This is a genomic window from Gilliamella sp. B2838 (assembly GCF_026536185.1).
GTDB lineage: Bacteria > Pseudomonadota > Gammaproteobacteria > Enterobacterales > Orbaceae > Gilliamella.
The window spans coordinates 312,359-332,305 of record NZ_JAFNOO010000002.1 but is presented as its reverse complement, the minus strand read 5'-3'; the positions used below and the strand labels follow the sequence as shown (position 1 = coordinate 332,305).

Sequence of the window (19,947 nt, the reverse complement as noted above, 5' to 3'; positions counted from 1 at the left end):
AATTATTACTGAGCAACTTGTTTAATTGATTATTTTTATTTAGTTGATATGAGTTTTTAACAAAAATCATTATGGGTTAATAAATATTACTTTTGGGATAATATGTATTGCTTTATAGTTAGTTTACTTTTAACCTTAGTTGCAAATTAGCTAAAGTAATTTAAGCGTTATCACTGATAGTTTATTCGTAAAAAGGCATTTAGTTGTTGTTTTGTTGTTATCAATAATTATTTAATAAGTTGTTTTATTATGAAAACAGAGATAGGTAATTTAAATAGACTTCGATCGCCAAGCTGGCAACGTTTTGCTAAAAAAAAATATTGTGGTTTGTTCATTCCTATCATTTTTTATTTATTGCGAACAATAAGGACTCGATTTTATTTAATTCGACTATCCATAGTGCTGTTTTTTTGGGGTTTATTCAGTTTTAATGTTTTTAGTGCATTACCCGTAGTTCAAGCTGTTAAGACTGTAAATACCATACAAGGTTCGGCTCCCTATCTTACTTTTGATGGTGGTAAAAGCCGTGCTTATACCACTTATGATTTATTCGTCATTACTTTACCTGACGGCAGAGAATTTAATTACTCAAATAACGTTTCCTCCACCACTAATCCGATTCAATTAACCGGTGCACCAACAAAAGTTAAAGATATTAAAACGATCATCCCTTACAATCAAACAGCAGATAGCTCAGATCAAAACAGGGATATCACTGCTCAACAAAGCATGACCGATGTGCTCAACTCTGGTCCTTATTGGTTTGATGTCGATGGTGATGGTGAAATAACGGCGACCGGTCATTTTCAATTGATTGTAAAAAATGCTAATAACCAAGTGCTTAGTTTGGATGATGAATTAAACGATTGTGAAGCGCCTTATAGCTTTAGGCTAATGCATGATGGGAGTGATGTCACCACTAAATATGGCGATCCTAACCATTTTTCATTGAACTACACTGATATGATTTACTACCTGAATCCGGCACCGGGTGCTTGCTCTTTATCGGCAAAACCCAATTTATTCGTCAGCGATACCCATAAAACTTGGTCAGGTTCGAATTATTCAGGACCGCAAGGCATGTGGGATGATGCCAAAGGATTCAGACAACAATCTTTTGATAATCCAGAATTGAACTTTCCAACTATGGCCGCTAATGGGCTATTGTTTACCATGGATTTAGCTGATTCAGCCAGTAATATGAGCTTTACTAAAATACCTGCCGATTCCGGCATTGACTTAGAGATTACCAGCAAAGGTAATCAAGCAAAAATCACTTTAACCGGTCCGGCTGACGGCGCCAGTTTGCAAGATGCAAGTAAAGCAGCAGTTGCCACCACCTTTATTCTTTATGCCGATAAGGCGAAAACCCAAAAGCTATATAGTTTTACCATTAAAAAATGGTTTATTGCTAAAAAAACTCGTCCGGAAAATTTTGATGAAGCAGCAAAACAGTATTGTCGTGATTTAGGTTATCAATTACCGACAGTATCACAATTGACCAATGCCAATTCAAAAGATTCTTCGAGTTATTGGGATGGTGGTTTGGCCGGGCAAGGCAATAATTATCAACGCCGTATTGGTGGTGGATTGTTTGCTGAGTGGGGCGAAATTCATCTAAATTCTTATCCGCAAGCTGACATTTACCCTAATGAAATTTACTTGACCAGCAATGATTTGCAAGTTTATTCAAATATGGGACAAATTCAAAAAAGGGGATATGGTAGTCTGGTTTGTATCAGTCCTAATTAACGTATTGCGACAATTAGTGATGAAACCATATGTATTGTTTAAAATAACTCGGTTGATTGAAATGCGTGACTTAGCAGCGATAAAATCAAGTTTAGCTTTATTGATATCAAAAATGATAATAGCTTGTCTTGGCATTGTTTGTTACAGTGTGAATGCGGGTTTACCTTATGTTGAAGCGGTCGAAACAACAAATACCATACAAGGTTCGGCTCCTTATATCTCTTTCGATGGGGGTAAGACGCGCTCATTTTATACCGATAATCTTTTATCTATCACTTTACCTGATGGGCGAAAATTTACAAAAGCAACCAACACTTCATCAAAGCAAGCACCCATACAATTAAATGGGGAATCGATCAGCACCAAAGATTTTAAAACCTTAATTCCTGAAAACCAAACATCCGTTTCTTTAACTGAGGTGTTTGCGACTAACGGTTTTTGGTTTGATCAAGATGGTGATGGTGATATCACAGCAACAGGGGATCTTATGTTATCCATTCAAGATGCTAACGGTAAGTCTGTTGCTTTGGATAATGAGTTAACTGATTGTTATGCTCCTTATAGTTTTACGTTGAATCATATGAATGGCACATTATCTACTAAATATGGTCAGCCAAATACGGTTGCATTTGACGCAAATAGTACCACTTACTATTTTTCTCCGCCTAATGGTGCCTGTACTTATTCAGCGGAGCCAAATTTATCAGTCAATGACAGCAAAGGCAACAGTTGGGGCGGAACGGACTATTCAGGACCAGAAAATGAGTGGGATGATGCTAAAGGTTTTAAACGGCAATCTTTAACGCATCCAGAATTAAATTTTCCAACTATGGGTGAGAATGGTTTGTTTTTTTATCTGAATTTACTTGATAGTTCAGCACCAGATATGAGCTTTGATAAAATACCCGCTGATTCAGCAATTAATTTAACCATCACTGGTAATGGTTCTAAAGCCAAAATTCAATTAACTGGACCGACAAGTAGCGCTGATGCAGCACAAGCAGCTAAAGCTGCTGTTGCTACGACCTTTATCTTATATAAAGATAAAGCTAAAACCAATAAAATTTATGCTTTCACTATACAAAAATGGTTTATTGTTCAGGCTGAAAATACCAGTATGCTTTTTGACCAAGCAAAACAATATTGTGATAATTTGGGTTATCAAATACCGACTTTACTGCAATTAACTAATGCAAATTATAATACAATTTGGACAGGGGGATTACCCGGGCTAGGTCGTCACTATCAACGCCGGATCGATGGAGGACTGTTTTCTCAATGGGGCGAGACAAACAACTATTATTATCCTGAAAGCCATTTTATTTCCGGCGCTGTTTATTGGAGCGCAAATAGCTTCCAAGAGGGCGGTAAAACTTATTATTTGCAAGTGCACTCTAACATAGGGATGATTGATTATTGGACAGATAAAGCTAAAGTTGCTTGTATTAGTCCTAATTAAGCAAAATAAAAAGGTTTAAATGATGACAAATTTACCGCTAACTAAACATCAACAACGTGCTATGCAAGCTGTAAAAAATTTTGTAGAGCAAAAGCTTGCTCATGATTTTTCAGGTCACGATATGGCACATATTGAACGCGTAGTTAAATTGGCACAAAAAATCTTACTCAATGAGCCCAATGCTAATTATTTTATTGTTGTTTTAAGTGCTTATTTACATGATGTAATTGATGAAAAAGTAGTGTCTAATGTAGAATTAGCGGTTGATGAATTACGTGCTTTTTTAGCATTGCAGGATTTGACAGAACATGAAATTACCTCTATTTTTTCTATTATCGAAAATATGTCCTATCGGAAAAACCTGAGTGATAAAAAACCATTATCCCTCGAAGGTAAGATTGTACAAGATGCCGATCGACTTGATGCCATTGGCGCAATAGGAATAGGGCGTACATTCTATTATGGTGGTAATAAACATAACATCATGCATGATCCTACGATTTTGCCAAGAATGTCGATGACTGAAGAGAGTTATAAGCAACCTAATACGGTAATTAATCATTTTTATGAGAAACTTCTTTTACTCAAAGGAATGATGAATACACAAACGGCAAAAAAGATCGCAAAGCAACGACATCAATTTTTAGTACAATTTATTAATCAGTTTGAAAAAGAGTGGAGTGGTGATGACTAACTGTACCGCTGTTTAATGTGTTAAATAGTATGGAAGGGGTTTGTGATGACAATAACTATCGATAATAAAATTACTTTAAGTAACAATATAGTAATGCCACAACTTGGTCTTGGTACTTTTAAATTAACTGAATTTGAACAAATATCTCAAGCAATTAAAACCGCTATTAAAGTAGGCTATCGCTCTTTTGATACCGCGCAACTTTACCAAAACGAAAAACAAATCGGTCAGGCGATTAAACAATGTGGTATCGATCGTAGTGAATTATTTATGACTTCAAAAGTGAGCAATGCCAATCAAGGTTACAAAAAAACGTTAGCAAGTTTTGAACAATCGCTAAAAGATTTACAACTTGATTATCTTGATCTGTTTTTAGTGCATTGGCCGCTTCATCATACTTTTTTTGAAACGTGGCGAGCAATTGAAAAGCTCTATGAAGAAAAACGTGTTCGAGCCATTGGTGTGTGTAATTTTCATATCTCACATTTAGAACTACTGGCTAGCCAAGCAAATATTCAGCCTATGATTAATCAAATAGAAATTCATCCCTACTTAACACAAATAGACTTAGTGCGCTACTTACGTAAGCAAAATATTGCAATTGAAGCATGGTCGCCACTTGCTCACAGTAAAATACTCAATGAACCGGTATTAGTTGCAATAGGCGATCGTTATAATAAGTCTTTATCACAAGTTGCCTTACGTTGGCACTTACAAAATGGTTATATTGTGATCCCAAAATCAGCGCATCCGGATCGAATTGCTGAAAATATTAATATTTTTGATTTTGAACTTACCTCTGACGAGATGAGAAAAATCAATTGCTTAAATCAAAAATTACGCACGGGACCTAATCCTGATGATGTGTATAACAATAATGGCTTTTAATTTATCCAGATATGCTCTTTTTAAAAGTAAAAAACTATTTGTTAAAAAGGTACGGGTGCGCCTACTAGCCATAATACAGTCGGTAATGTGATTAAACTTAATAATGTACTGACTAGGGTCGCACTCGAAACTAATTCAGGATGCGTATCAAACTGGACTGACATTAAAGTGGTATTAGCTGCACTTGGCATTGCGGCTAACACAATCAGTACCTGTTTATAAACCGGTGAAATAGGCATAAAGTAGACCAAACAACAAGCGACAAGTGGTGAAATAACCATACGGGTTAATAGCGAAAATGAAAGTTTAGGGTAATCGATTTGTTTAATCCGAATTTTAGCTAATTGCATACCTAAAATTATCATAATAATCACAATTGATGAATCACCAATCATGCCAATAGATGTCATAATGGATTTTGACAAAGGAATGTGGCACAACTGGAAAATAATCCCCAAAAAAGCACCATAAGCAACAGGCATGCGAATGACTTTATTGATGACATCTTTTTGACTGACAATATCGCTACGAGCACTGCCTTTTGCTGCATAGTAGATACCAACGGTACTCATCACAAATTGTTGCAATACCATCATAATAACGCCAAGATCGAAGCCTATTGTTCCAAAAAAAACCAGTAGTACCGGCGTACCATAATTACCATTATTCATAAAACAAGAACTAAGAATCATGGCGCAACGTTCTTTGACTGAATAACGCATGATCAACGACCAAATTGAGACAACACTAACTAATAAAAAACATAAGCCAAAAATATAGACAATATAAAATAGATAGTCTGTTGTTAAGGTGTGAGTATAAAACGTTTTAAATGATAAAAAAGGAGAAAGCACATAAAGCGACATTTTTGATAAATTGGCTACATCAAATTTTAGTGCTTTTTGTGCAATAAATCCTACAACAAAAATACAGAAGATTGGAAATAAAATAATAAAAAATTGCATAAACGATATCTTCAAATTGGTTAATTAATTCATCGAATCAATAGTATTTACTATCGAATTTCGTAATATATTACAAGTATTATCATCAAGTGCATTGTTGTGTTTATCTTTCAAAATAAATAAATCTTCAATATGCTCACCGATAGTTGCGATTTTTGCGCTACTTAATGATAACTCTAGTTTTGCAAATACTTCACCGACACAGGCAAGTAACCCCGGCCTATCTAATGCAATTAGCTCCATATAAGTCTGGCTTTCATTAAAGGCAGATAAAAAATTGACTTGTGTGGGCACTGAAAATGAACGCAATCGCTGCTTAGGCGGTTTTATTGTCACCCCTTTATAAACCGGTTGTTGTAAAGCTTTTTCAAGTGATTTTATAATACTGTAATGCCTGTCTGGTTGTAATGTTTGCCCATTTGGTTCTAATACAATAAATGTATCGAGGGCAAAACCTTTCTTATTGGTAATAATTAATGCATCATGAATGCTCAGGTTATGATTATTTAAAATATTGCAAACAGTGGCAAATAGGTAAGGTCTATCCGGTGAATAAATAATTATCTCGCTGCCACCGTGATATGGATCTGGGTTGATTGCTACAAATGTTTGAGTTAAATCATGCTGTAATAGCATTTGCGCATGCCAAACAATCTGTTCAGTTGTATAGCGCAGAAAATAGTCAACACGGTAATCTTGCCACAAATCTTTGATTTTTTGTTCATCGTAATGTTGTTTAAGCAAGGTTTCGAATGCTTCATGTTTGTGTTGGCGAGCAATACTTCGTTGTTCAGGGATATGATGAGCACCTGAGTCGAATGATCGTTTTGCGGTTAAATATAGTTCACGCATTAAACTTTGCTTCCAACTGTTCCAGAGTGTTTCGTTAGTTGCGCACACATCAGCAACGGTTAAACATAATAAATATTGTAAACGGCGCTCACTTTTAACAATTTGAATAAATTCATTAATAACGGCAGGATCTTGTAGATCACGACTTTGGGCTGTGACTGACATAAGTAAATGATAGCGAACTAGCCACACAATTAAGTCGGTATCTTTTGGATCAAGTTTATGTAGTTGGCAAAATTTTTCAACCAGTTTTGCCCCTATTTCAGAATGATCACCATGGTGACCTTTACCGATATCATGAAATAATCCAGTAATGACTAATAATTCAGGTTTTGATAGTTTGGCAAAAACGTTTGAACTGTTCGGGTGTTTTTCTTTACTGGCTTGAGTTTTAAAACTATCAAGTTCAAGTAGCAAGCGAATAGTATGTTCATCAACTGTATAGGCATGGAATAGATCAAATTGCATCATACCTGCAATGTGTTTCCAACCGGGAATATAGACCGTTAAAATACCATATTGATGCATCAGTAATATAGCCTTTTTAATTGCATCTGGGTGTTTAATAATTTTTAAAAATAATGATCTTGCTTTTTCATCTTCACATAGCAAAGTGGTTAACTGTCGCCGTGCTGAACGTAATTGCCTAATTGTGTTTGAGTATAGCCCTGTGATTTGGGGATTAAGCAAGATGGTGTAAAAAAGCTGTATAATCATGACAGGATCTTGTTTGAACAAATTATTGTCTTTTACATCAATCAAGTCATCTCTTGCTTGAAAATATTCATCAATACTATAGCTTTTACTTTGAGCATTAAGTTCAAGTATCGATTCATCAAACAGTTGTAATAACATTTGATTAAGTTCGGTAATATTATGTGCGACACGATAATAATCGTGCATCATTTTTTCAACAGGCGTATTACCTTGACCTTGGTAGCCAAGCATATTAGCAATACTGAGCTGGCGATCAAACAGCAAGCGATTGTCATAACGATTAATCACGCTATGCAGAGCAAAACGCATACGCCAAAGGAACTTGCGACAGGTTTTAAACTCTTCAATATCTTCTGGCGTTAAATAATCAAAATCAGCTATTTTTTTTAAAAACTCACCACCAAAATGACGAATAGCAATCCATTGAATAATTTGCATATCGCGTAAACCGCCTGGGCTATTTTTTAAATCCGGCTCTAGATTATAGCTGGTACTATGATATTGCCGATGTCGTTCTTGTTGCTCTTTAACTTTAGCCTGATAGAAAGCCGCTGAAGGCCAAATTTTATGACTAAAAATCTGTTTTTGCAGCTCTTTTAATAATGAAGCGTTACCACATATTAATCTCGATTCAATTAAATTGGTCATAATGGTGATATCGTTTTTAGCTTCTTGCAAACATGTTTTTAACGTTCTAACACTATGACCAATATCCAAATGTAAATCCCATAGCAAGCGAACTAAATCACCAATTCGTTTTTCAAGATCTTTTGTCAGTGATCTATCACTTAATATTAAAATATCGATATCCGATAAAGGATGAAGTTCTGCACGGCCATATCCACCTACGGCAATTAAGGCTAGACGGTTTTGCTTAAACAGTGAAGACATTTGCTCGGGAATTTGGTAGTACTGCCAGAGTCTTTTGAGCAAATCATCAATAAATTGACTCCGTAAATGCACTAATATATCAATGTCAACATGTTGTTTAAATTGGCAAACAGACCAGTTTTGAAATTCTTCAAGTTGCTGTTTTATATAGTGAGTATTTATTTGCTCATCGTTAAAATTAAGCGGTGAGATAGGATAACAAAGATTTGCTTCAGCCATAGCGATTATATCAAATCAAAACAATGTAATGCTAATATCCTTACCCGATTTTAGATAACTGTCAAGCAACGGTTGATTGATATAATGATTGACATTGTTAATGTATAAAAAAAGGAACAAGCGCTTGTTCCTTTGGTGAATAGAAAATGCGGATTGACGCGTTTGATGATTATTTTGTTTGTGTATTAAAGTTACTAAGCATTTTATACTTTATGTACTGGTTAGTCGCTTCTAACACTTCAATAACCGCACCTTTATAACGTATAATTTTGGAACTAGACAAGTCATATTCGGCATTATTCGCAAAAGCAGGTCTTGCCATGTTATTGCTAAACTCGCGATATCCTATATTAATTTTATTTCCAATTTTTCCTGTATAAATTAATATTTGTTGGAATTGGTTTTCACCTGTTATGCTAACTTTCTTGAATTGATATTGTTTATCATAATTACAAAAGTCAGTGCCAGTGTGGAAAGACAAACAAACTTCATTTTTATTATTATCTTTTCTAACGCGAATTCCAATAACTGGCACTGAGTTGGTATAACTTTTGACTATTGATTTTCCATCGATACTTTTTGAGTCAAAAAATAGATAGGTTTTATCTTCACCTAATTTTGGATAGTCACCAGCATCAATAATAAAAGATTGTATAGTTCGAGTAATATCTGTTTTAGAACTAAAAGAAATAGTATCGACTAATTTTATATTTCCCTGGCGAATCATATCATCACCAATATAGGTTGTTGTAACTGTATTGAGTTCTGGAAAACTGATTTGAGATGTTTCAGGTACATAGTTATATTTAATATCACTTACACATCCAAATAATGTAAAAGACATTGCAGCTATAATTATTTTTTTCATTAGATTTCCTTTTCCTTTTTTAGTTCTTTCATATAGTAAGCAAATTTAATAATAGATCAATATAGCAATCAATTTTTATAAAAAAAACAGATTAGTTATTTATTTTTTCAAGTTACTGTTGATTTTGAGATATATAACAAAAAAGGAACAAGCGCTTGTTCCTTTGGTTAATAGAAAATGCGGATTGGCGCGTTTGATTATAATGAGAAATCACTTAAATCATCTTCATTAATTTCTGAGTCAATTTGTCCCACTAGGTAAGAACTCATTTCCGCTTCTTGTGGAGCAACTTGGACATTGTCAGACACTAACCAGTTATTTATCCAAGGAATCGGATTGGATTTAACTTCGTACGGTAATTTTAGGCCAACAGCTTGCATACGAATATTGGTAATATATTCAACATATTGGCATAAAATGTCTTTATTTAATCCAATCATGGATCCACCTTCAAATAGGTATTCGGCCCACTCTTTTTCTTGATTGGCAGCTTGCAAGAATAAATCATAACAATCTTGTTCGCACTCTTTGGCAATTTCTGCCATTTCGGGGTCATCTTCGCCGCTACGTAATGTATTTATCATGAATTGAGTACCGGTTAAGTGAAGCGCTTCATCACGTGCAATAAGTTTGATTATTTTTGCATTACCTTCCATCAATTCGCGTTCAGCAAAGGCAAATGAACACGCGAAGCTAACATAAAAACGAATGGCTTCAAGCGCATTAACACTCATTAAACATAAGTAGAGTCGTTTTTTGAGTTCGCGCAGATCGATGGTTATGGTTCGATCGTTAACGTTATGCTTGCCTTCACCCAATAAATTATAGTAGCTAGCATAGCTGATAAGATCATCATAATAACCAGCAATATCGCCTGCTCGTTTTTGAATTTCTTTATTGGTGACAATATCATCAAATACGACAGAGGGATCGTTAACAATATTACGAATAATGTGTGTGTATGAACGTGAATGTATCGTTTCAGAAAATGACCAAGTTTCAACCCAAGTTTCGAGTTCCGGAATAGAAATAAGTGGCAGTAAAGCAACGTTAGGGCTACGTCCTTGGATTGAATCGAGTAAAGTTTGATATTTCAAATTACTGATAAAAATATGCTTTTCGTGTTCAGGTAATGCTGCATAATCGATACGATCTTGTGAAATATCGACTTCCTCAGGACGCCAGAAGAAAGACAGTTGTTTTTCGATCAGTTTTTCAAACATTTCATATTTTTGCTGATCATAACGGGCAACGTTAACAGGTTGGCCGAGAAACATTGGCTCTTTAAGTTGGTCATTATGTACATGCGAAAAGGTACTGTAATTCATACTCATAAAAGAACTCCTAACGGGTTTTTTGTTGCTTTTACCGCGACCTTTCGCGACTGCAAAAGACGAGGAAGAATTTTTAGAGAAAGGTTTAAGTTTCTCTAAAACTATTTTTTAGATATTACTGCGTAACATCGAATGTTGCTTAAATTTTGCAAGCTCCGCCTTCACAACCATCATCACTTGCTGTTAGTGCTATATCACCTTGAATATCTTCGGCACCATCACGTGTATTATGATAATAAAGTGTTTTTACCCCAAATTTATAGGCTGTCAATAAATCTGCTAATAGCTGTTTCATTGGAACTTTATCATTAGGGAATTTAGTCGGATCGTAATTAGTATTAGCTGAAATAGACTGATCAATAAATTTCTGCATGATACCAACTAAGTGTAAATAACCCGTATTATTTGGTATTTGCCAAAGTAATTCGTAAAAGTTTTTTAAGTCGTTATAATCCGGTACCACTTGCTTTAAAATGCCATCCTTTGACGCTTTAACACTAATATAGCCGCGAGGAGGTTCAATACCATTGGTGGCATTAGAAATTTGTGACGACGTTTCAGATGGCATTAATGCTGATAATGTGGAGTTGCGTAATCCAAAAGTTTTGATCGATTCTCGCAAGGATTCCCAATCATAATGTAAGGGTTCTTTCGTAATGCTATCCAAATCTTTTTTATAGGTATCGATTGGCAAAATCCCTTGAGAATAAGTTGTTTCATTAAATAATGGGCATGCACCTTTTTCTTTGGCTAAATTATTTGATGCCTTAAGCAGATAATATTGCATGGCTTCGAAAGTGCGATGAGTTAAATTATTGGCGCTGCCGTCGGAATATTTAACGCCATGTTTTGCTAAATAATAAGCATAATTGATGACACCAATACCTAATGTCCGACGGTTGATTGATGAATTTCGAGCGGCAGGTACAGGGTAATCTTGATAATCAAGCAGAGAATCAAGCGCGCGAACGGTAAGATCTGCTAATTCTTCAAAGTCATCGAGTGATTCTATTTTACCTAAATTAAATGCAGATAAAGTACAAAGTGCAATTTCACCCTGTTCATCATTAATATTATAAAGAGGCTTGGTTGGTAACGCGATTTCCATACATAAATTGGATTGATGCACGGGGGCAAGCTCAGGGTTAAATGGGCTGTGCGTATTACAATGATCGGCATTTTGGATATAAATACGACCAGTAGATGCGCGTTCTTGCATCAAAAGTGAAAATAACTCGACAGCTTTCACGATACGTTTGCGAATATTTACATCTTGTTCATATTGCTGATAAAGAGACTCAAATTTATCTTGATCAGCAAAGAAAGCATCGTAGAGCCCAGGCACATCTGATGGGCTAAATAGTGTTATATTTTCATTTTTAATAAGGCGTTGATACATTAATTTATTAATTTGTACACCATAATCTAAATGACGAACCCGGTTTTCCTCAACTCCTCGGTTGTTACGTAATACAAGTAAACTTTCAACTTCTAGATGCCAAATTGGATAAAATACCGTAGCTGCACCGCCTCGTACGCCACCTTGGGAACAAGATTTAACCGCTGTTTGGAAATATTTATAAAATGGAATACAACCCGTATGGAATGCTTCACCACCGCGAATTGAACTACCTAATGCACGAATACGGCCCGCATTGACACCAATACCTGCTCGCTGAGAAACATATTTAACAATGGCACTTGCCGTTGCATTGATTGAATCTAAACTGTCATCACATTCAATTAAAACACAAGAACTAAATTGTCGCGTAGGGGTACGAACACCAGCCATAATTGGCGTTGGCAGTGAAATCTTGAACGTTGACACTGCATCATAAAAGCGTTTGATGTAATTTAGACGTGTATCTTTAGGGTAATTGGCAAAAAGACAAGCGGCAACTAAGATATATAAAAATTGTGCGCTTTCATATATTTCACCTGTTACACGATTTTGTACTAAGTATTTACCTTCGAGTTGTTTTACCGCTGCATAAGAAAAATTCATATCGCGCCAATGATCGATTATTTTATCCATTGCTTCGAACTCTTCTTGCGTATAATCTTCAAGTAAGTGTTTGTCGTAGCGTTTAGTGTCGACTAACTTTTTGACATGTTCATAAAGTGGCGGTGGTGTAAACTGATTATAAGCTTTCTTACGTAAATGAAAAATGGCTAAACGAGCGGCTAAATATTGATAGTCAGGGGTTTCTTGCGAAATAAGATCGGCAGCAGCCCTTATGATTGTTTCGTGAATATCGGACGTGCGAATGCCGTCATAGAATTGAATATGTGAGCGCAATTCAACTTGTGATACTGAAACATTTTCTAATCCTTCGGCTGCCCAAGTGATGACTTTGTGAATTTTATCTAGATTTATGGGTTCTTGTTTACCATTTCGTTTTGTTACGAGTATTGATTTATTCATTTTTTTATCCAGTTTATCCCGTATTTCAGTGGGAGTTATGATAATTGATATTTATCAAAATATACAATATATAGTACCTATTAATCATTTTATTACTATATGTAGTGTATTTATTAAGCGATAATTAAAATTTTTTAGTTAAAATCAACTATAATTATGTTCAAAAGGGTGGGGCAGTTAAAAAAATGAAATCAGCGAAAAAGGGAGGTGAGAGCATAAAAACATGCAATTATCGGAATGATAAGATCTACCTATGGATAAGTAGATCTAGTTTAACGGTAAGTATACTTTTACCATTCTTGACCTGGAGGTATAGAAACACATACACCATTTTTATCTTCATTTTCGTTTGCACGGCAATGATATTTAGCATTATAAGTGTGCATATCACAAAATGTACCCGGTTGATGTGTTTGAGCATCAATGGCTTCTGGATCCCATACATACCAGCGACTAAAAATATTAGATTGATTTTTAGCCGGTCCATATGAACCAGGATATTTATCCTGACTAGGGTCGCCCCATTCACCAAATAAAGAACCAATTTCACGCGTATAGTCAGAAGAACCAGCTCTATTACCATAAGGCGCATTACTTAATTCTTTGGGTTCAGTTATGCGATAGTTACCTGGCTTATCTCTACATTCGGCAGCTACCGCTTCGGCAGTGTCTCTGACGCCAATGATATTGCCTTTGCTATCTAGAGCTTGTTTCCAAGCTTCATACCATTTTTTTATTTTGAATCCATATCTAATAGATTTATGAGTGTTTTTATTTTTCCCTTCTATGATAATTGTAAACCCATCAGAATTCATAGCTTCGACATATTGCCAAGCTTGTTTTGAATCTCTAGCTATTGGTGTATTTAAATATACCGTAACTGTATCACTATTATTGGTAATCGTTGCAAGTTCACTCCCTTGTTTTACCGACCAATCATAGTTATTAGCAAGCCCATTTTGGGCCAAAAGTAAGTCAAACTTAGCGCCATAAAATCCCGTAGTTGGAAAGTTTTTGTCTAAATCTGTATTTGATTGAATTAAAAAACCAAAATTTTTATTCCATTGGTTTTTAGCACTATTAGCGGCTGTAGATGGTGTTAGTTCTGGTTTTGCGTAACAAAATCCAGTATCTTCTAAAACAGTATACATTTTCGATGGTTGCGTAATAAAGGTCTCGTTAGGATATTCATTATCATCGGGTATACCAAATTTTGAGAAAAGAAGTAAGTCTGCTGTCAGTTTTACTTTATAAGGACTGTACATTCCTTTTTGTGATAAGGAACAAAAAGTATCTGTTGCTGTAGGTATAAATTCAACTAATTGATTTTTAGCATTGGTATAATACCAAGTCATAGTAATTTTATCTTTAGCACTTAAAAAATCGAGTTGATCCCCATCGTTATCATAATATTGGTTTTCGTTAGGTTGTTTTATTGGGGCTATTTTAAATTTATCTTTAAATGGATAACTTGTTTGCAGGGGAATAGTATCGACTTCGCTACCGTAGTAATTGAGATCATCAACAGTTAAACCGAAAAGCTCAAGATCATCGATATTATTTTCTATTTCGGTAGACAAAGATGGACGCATACCATGAATGATTTGCACTGTTTGTGACGTTAAATAAGCATAACCTATTGGTGAAAATTGTAATAACAGTAATAATTTACAAATTATTTTTGCTAGTTTTTTAACATTTAATTGATTCACTTTTATATCCCTTTCCATCACTAATTATCTTTACTTAAAATTAATTCATTGTTATTTATGATGTTATTTTTGTAATTTTATTAATAATGCTAATAAATTTTTATCATGTTCAATAAATCAGCCGGGATAATTATAATTCAAATAATAGGTTTAGTCGATCAATAAGATCGTAATGATCGTTAATTCCTTAAATTGATACGTTATTATTCAAAAATATGTTAAAAAATAGTTATATAATTAATAATTTAGTGTAATTAAGAAAAAAGCCCCACGACATAAAAATATGCTATTGGGGGGGTATTGATATAAAAAGTTATTTGTTTAGCGGTAAAAAGAAAGGAGGGTCTTGATACGAATATCAATTTGTATCACTTTCAGCAACAGCCGTACATATCCCCGCTTTTCTATCTGTTTCAGCGGAACAGTGATATATGGCGTTGTAGGTATGTAAGTCACAATAAGCTTTTTTATTCGGGTCGTACAACCAAATTCTTTTGTATAACGTTGATTGCGTAGCTGCTGGGGCCCAAGAGTTTGGGTAAGCTGTTTGTGATGGATCGCCCCATTCACCAAGTAATGTCCCAATTTCTCGAGTAAACACGACTCTAGTACCAACGACATTAGATGTGGCATTACTGACTTCATCAGGGTAGCTAATACGATAATGTCCATTTAAAGTTTTACATGCTTTGGCTATATTCGGTGCGGTATCTATTGTCGCTTTCGGCATACCAATATTGGCTTTATTATAGCCTGAAAACCATTTAGTTAACGTAAACATATAGTTAAGGTTATAGTTTGTCGTCTTATTGTGACCTTGAATAAGCACTTTATAACCCGTACCTGATCCGATAACATATTGCCAAGCTTTACCTGTATCTTTAGCTTCATCAGTATCAAATGCAACGGTAATCTTATTTGAAGTTGGATTTACCTTCACAGTTGCAAGCTCACTACCTTGGATAATTTTCCAATCATAATTGCTGGCAAGTTCCTGTTGATTGAGTAACAAATCAAATTGAGCGCCATAAAAACCCGTTGTGGGAAAGTTTTTGTCAAATTCGCTAACGGACTGAGTCAAAAATCCATTTTTTTTATCCCATTGATTGGCAGCACTAGCGGTTGCTGCTGTAGGTAATAATACGGGTTTTGCATAACACACACCTGCTTCTTTCAATATTGAATAAGTTTTAGCAGGATGAGCAGAAATAAGTTCGTTGGGGTATTCGTTAGCATCGGGATCACCAAATTTTGAAAATAGAAGCAAATCAGCCGCTAATTTAACTTTATAGGGACCCACGATTTTACTTTGTGCTAATGAACAAAAAGTATCGGTCGTTTTGGGTGTGAATTGCACTAATTTATTTTGCGCATTGGTATAGTACCAAGTCATTGTAATATCATTAACAGCGCTTAAAAAATCCAGCTGATCACCATCTGGATCGACATATTGGTTGCTATCAGGTTGTTTAATATTTGCAACTTTAAATTTATTGATAAATGGGTAACTTGGCACCAGGGGTATGTTATCGACTTCTTCATTGCCATAATAATCTAATCCCTCAAAGTTTAAGCCAAATAGTGCTAAATCATCGATATGTTGTTCGATGTCTGAAGATAAAGATGGATGACTGCCATGAATGGTTTTAACTGTTTGTGCGATTAAAAATGCATAGGTTAGTGGGGGAAAGGGTAATAAAAGAAAGAAAAAGAAAATTACTTTGAACTGCTGTTTATTCATTAAACTGGTCACTGCTATATTCCTTATATTACTTTTATTATATCTATTGCTGTAAAAATATATTGGTAAATCGAAAATAACGAGCGGCGCGGATTATATCTAAAGCAATAAAATTTGTCTATTAATAAATTGAAATTAATAAATAATACCTTTTTTATGGGGTGGATTTTAGGGTGAAAGGTAAGAATAGTTTGACTAAAAATAGCGAAACTCGATTAAAAAGATTATTTTTTTTGAGTTTTATAACGTTGATTTGGGCTAGCTTGATTTTGTGCATCTAACCAGGCAAGTTTATCAGCATAATTTTTTTCAGCACCACGTTCAGTAGGATAATAGTATTTGCTATTAGCCATTTCTGGTGGAAAATAATTTTCGCCAGCAGCAAAGGCATTGGGTTCGTCATGCGCATAACGATATTGTGCACCATAACCTAACTTTTTCATTAAATTCGTTGGCGCATTGCGTAGGTGTTCAGGAACGTCATAATCGGGTTTTGATGTTGCATCTTTCATCGCTTGGTTAAATGCAGAATAAACAGCATTACTTTTTGGTGCGCAAGCAAGGTAAACAATAGCTTGTGCAATTGCGCGTTCTCCTTCTGCCGGACCAACTCGCGTAAAACAATCCCACGCGGCGAGTGCCACTTGCATGGCTCTTGGATCGGCATTACCAACATCTTCCGAGGCAATAGCTAATAATCGACGAGCAACATAAAGCGGATCGCCACCGGCGGTAATAATTCTTGCATACCAATAAAGCGCTGCATCGGGTGATGAGCCTCGAATCGATTTATGCACGGCCGAAATAAGATCATAATAGCGATCACCTTGATTATCGAATCTGGCACTTCTTTCACCTATCACTTCTTTAAGTAATTCTGGCGTTAGTGCCTGACCATCAGACATATCGACTAATAATTCAAGTGTATTCAGTGCGCGCCTAGCATCGCCACCTACAAATTCGGCAATCTGTTTTTTAGTTTCGTCCGGTAAAATAATATTTCGATTACCATATCCGCGCTCAGGATCGTCCATGGCTTGTTGTAAAATCAGCTCTATATCATTATTGGTCAAGGATTTTAGCAAATAAACTCTTGCTCTTGATAGTAATGCGGAATTTAATTCAAATGAAGGATTTTCTGTTGTTGCACCAATGAAAGTGACGGTGCCATTTTCCACATAAGGTAAAAAAGCATCTTGCTGGCTTTTATTAAAACGATGCACTTCATCGACAAATAAAATTGTACGAATCCCTGCTTGCTGATTAATTTTAGCACGCTCAATCGCTTCTCGAATATCTTTAATACCTGACGTTACAGCAGATATTCTTTCAACTTTGGCATTGGCATGATGAGCAATAATTTCGGCTAATGTTGTCTTTCCCGTGCCTGGTGGACCCCACAATATCATGGAGTGTAAATTGCCTGCTTTGATAGCTTTAGGTAATGGTTTATCTTCGCCAAGTAACTGAGATTGCCCGATATACTCCGATAAATCCCGCGGGCGCATCCTAGCCGCTAACGGTTTAAATTCATCAGTGCTAAACTCAAAAGATAGGCTAGGCATAGTAAATATTTATCCAAATTTATAAAATTGGAGCTATTATATACTGCTTATTGGTTAAGTGAAAAATAAAAGAAAATATCTTTCTTAGCTAATTGAAAAACGTTAATATTTTAAAATAATTTTGATCTCACAATTAATTTAAATATTGCCAAATAAAAATAAAAGGATTAGGCATGAAAAAGATTTTAGTGTTAATAGGGTTGTTGGTTAGTGTATCGGCATGGGCGGGCGATAAAGAAGTACTGCAACAACGTTTAGACAAAATAGATGGCTTTTATGCGCGGTTTTCTCAAGATGTGAAAACCGCTGATAATCAAGTAGTACAACAAGGTAAAGGGGATTTGTGGGTAACAAGGCCTTATTACTTTAATTGGACAATGAATGAACCAGATGAAACATCTATTATTTCAGATGGAAAAAATATGTGGGTCTATACGCCAGCGGTTCAGCAAGTAAGTGTGATGGATTTAAAAAAGGCTGTCGATAACCGATTAATGTTACTTATTACAGATAGCCATAATCCTATTTGGAATGCGTATAATGTCACACGAAAGCAAGACTCATTTACATTAAAACCAACAGATGGGACCAATCAAGACTTTGTTATCTCGGTGTTACCAACAGGCATGATTTCTAGTTTTACGATTATTGAAGAAGATGGACAGCGCAGTTTTTATGATTTGTCGCGTCAAACACTTGGCAAAGTTTCATTAGAAAAGTTTCAGTTTACTCCACCTGCTGGTGTCACCATTGATGACCAACGATAATTATCTAGAGTAATAAAACATAATAACAGATAACAAGCTGGCGAAAGGCACCCGCTTGTTACTATGTGTATTTGATTGAATTGACATTGATAATTATTTTGAACATTAATGAAGAAGATTATGAATAATCTTCTTCATTAATACTCACAACAGGATTATCGGAAAATAAATAGTGGTCACGTTTAGTTTCAAAATCCTCACTTGCCGCGTCAAATAGCATCTTTTTCGTGTTTTCTAAATGTTGCCACATAGCTAATTTAGCCGCTTTAGGATCGCGATTGATTAACGCTTCTAAAATTTTATCGTGCTCTTCCCACCAACTTTCAATGTCCTGTTGTTTAACATGTTCGTGAAGCTTTTTCCATAAAGGATTTAAAGTTCTTTGTTGCCATGCCTCTTGCACAATGGTTATCAGTGCCGTGTTACGCGTTATCATGGCAATTTGGGTATGGAATTTTAAATCCCAATTAGAATCACGATAATGATCTTCTTTTTTGGCATTATGCTGAATTTCTAATAAATTGACGATATCATCTTTAGTGATCTGTGTGGCGGCAAATTCTGCGATATTGCTTTCTATTAGTTGACGCGCTTGCAGTAATTCAAATGGTCCAGTTGTTGCAAAATTCAAACCCACAGGAGAATCAATAGGATTAGATTGCATACTGTTAGCTATAACATGAATACCTGACCCTTTTCGAGCATCAACAAACCCTTCAACTTCCAGCATTATAATGGCTTCTCTAACTACTGAACGGCTCACTTTTAGCTCTTCACAAATTAATCTTTCCGAAGGTAATTTGCTACCTACTGGGTAAATACCTTTAATTATGCGGTTTTTTAATTCGGTTGCGATAATTTGGTAAAGCCTTTGATATTCGTTTTGTTCTTGGGCCATGATGACTTTGATATAGCTCCTTAATTAATCATCGCCTTAAAATAACATCTAATTGCTTGGAGTTAAATAAGATTGTTTCATTTTTTTCACATAGAACATCAATCATCAATGTTGGCAGACAAATAAAAATCCTATCAGATATTTTTATGTTTAAATTATGTGATATATGTCAAATTTTTAAGTTATCAGACATGTTATTA

Annotated in this window: 14 protein-coding genes; 5 read left to right on the top strand and 9 right to left on the bottom strand. The window is 35.2% G+C overall.

Annotated features, from left to right (window positions below; genetic code table 11):
* The first annotated feature begins 249 nt into the window (after positions 1-249).
* From J3U63_RS03385 to J3U63_RS03370, 4 genes are all read left to right on the top strand, one after another.
* Positions 250-1,752, top strand: a complete 1,503-nt coding sequence (locus tag J3U63_RS03385; RefSeq protein WP_267348380.1) for a hypothetical protein — start codon at positions 250-252, stop codon at positions 1,750-1,752.
* A 61-nt stretch (positions 1,753-1,813) separates the two neighbouring features.
* Entirely contained in the window at positions 1,814-3,211 is a 1,398-nt protein-coding gene (locus J3U63_RS03380) for a hypothetical protein (protein ID WP_267370432.1), read from the top strand.
* Positions 3,212-3,230: 19 nt separating this feature from the next.
* Positions 3,231-3,905, top strand: coding sequence for an HD domain-containing protein (locus J3U63_RS03375; protein WP_267370431.1), 675 nt, complete (start codon positions 3,231-3,233; stop codon positions 3,903-3,905).
* Positions 3,906-3,950: 45 nt separating this feature from the next.
* Complete coding sequence (locus J3U63_RS03370) at positions 3,951-4,793, top strand: aldo/keto reductase (protein ID WP_267333768.1); 843 nt, start codon at positions 3,951-3,953, stop codon at positions 4,791-4,793.
* Between the two features lie 41 nt (positions 4,794-4,834).
* Here J3U63_RS03370 and J3U63_RS03365 read toward each other — a convergent pair whose 3' ends face one another.
* The 8 genes from J3U63_RS03365 to J3U63_RS03330 all read right to left on the bottom strand — a co-directional run bounded on the left by J3U63_RS03365 (position 4,835) and on the right by J3U63_RS03330 (position 18,082).
* On the bottom strand, positions 4,835-5,758 hold the full coding sequence (locus J3U63_RS03365; RefSeq protein ID WP_267370430.1) for an AEC family transporter: 924 nt from the start codon (positions 5,756-5,758) through the stop codon (positions 4,835-4,837).
* 24 nt (positions 5,759-5,782) lie between these two features.
* On the bottom strand, positions 5,783-8,437 hold the full coding sequence (glnD, locus tag J3U63_RS03360; RefSeq protein ID WP_267333766.1) for a bifunctional uridylyltransferase/uridylyl-removing protein GlnD: 2,655 nt from the start codon (positions 8,435-8,437) through the stop codon (positions 5,783-5,785).
* A gap of 169 nt (positions 8,438-8,606) precedes the next feature.
* Positions 8,607-9,305 (bottom strand): hypothetical protein, encoded by a 699-nt coding sequence (locus J3U63_RS03355; RefSeq protein WP_267343667.1) that lies wholly within the window; start codon positions 9,303-9,305, stop codon positions 8,607-8,609.
* Between the two features lie 197 nt (positions 9,306-9,502).
* The gene (gene nrdB, locus J3U63_RS03350) at positions 9,503-10,633 is read right to left on the bottom strand and encodes a class Ia ribonucleoside-diphosphate reductase subunit beta (protein WP_416381286.1); all 1,131 of its coding nucleotides are present in this window, start codon (positions 10,631-10,633) and stop codon (positions 9,503-9,505) included.
* A gap of 145 nt (positions 10,634-10,778) precedes the next feature.
* Entirely contained in the window at positions 10,779-13,064 is a 2,286-nt protein-coding gene (nrdA, locus tag J3U63_RS03345; protein WP_267370428.1) for a class 1a ribonucleoside-diphosphate reductase subunit alpha, read from the bottom strand.
* A gap of 290 nt (positions 13,065-13,354) precedes the next feature.
* Entirely contained in the window at positions 13,355-14,776 is a 1,422-nt protein-coding gene (locus tag J3U63_RS03340; protein WP_267348370.1) for a hypothetical protein, read from the bottom strand.
* Between the two features lie 358 nt (positions 14,777-15,134).
* Positions 15,135-16,529 (bottom strand): hypothetical protein, encoded by a 1,395-nt coding sequence (locus J3U63_RS03335; protein ID WP_267370426.1) that lies wholly within the window; start codon positions 16,527-16,529, stop codon positions 15,135-15,137.
* Positions 16,530-16,741: 212 nt separating this feature from the next.
* A complete protein-coding gene (locus J3U63_RS03330) occupies positions 16,742-18,082 on the bottom strand; it encodes a replication-associated recombination protein A (RefSeq protein ID WP_267333761.1) in 1,341 nt (446 codons plus the stop codon).
* 173 nt (positions 18,083-18,255) lie between these two features.
* On the opposite strand from J3U63_RS03330, the gene lolA reads away from it, so the two are divergent.
* Entirely contained in the window at positions 18,256-18,849 is a 594-nt protein-coding gene (gene lolA, locus J3U63_RS03325; RefSeq protein ID WP_065633124.1) for an outer membrane lipoprotein chaperone LolA, read from the top strand.
* Positions 18,850-18,967: 118 nt separating this feature from the next.
* On the opposite strand, the gene exuR is transcribed toward lolA, so the two are convergent.
* Positions 18,968-19,747, bottom strand: coding sequence for a transcriptional regulator ExuR (gene exuR / locus J3U63_RS03320; RefSeq protein WP_267370425.1), 780 nt, complete (start codon positions 19,745-19,747; stop codon positions 18,968-18,970).
* Between the last annotated feature and the right edge of the window lie 200 nt (positions 19,748-19,947).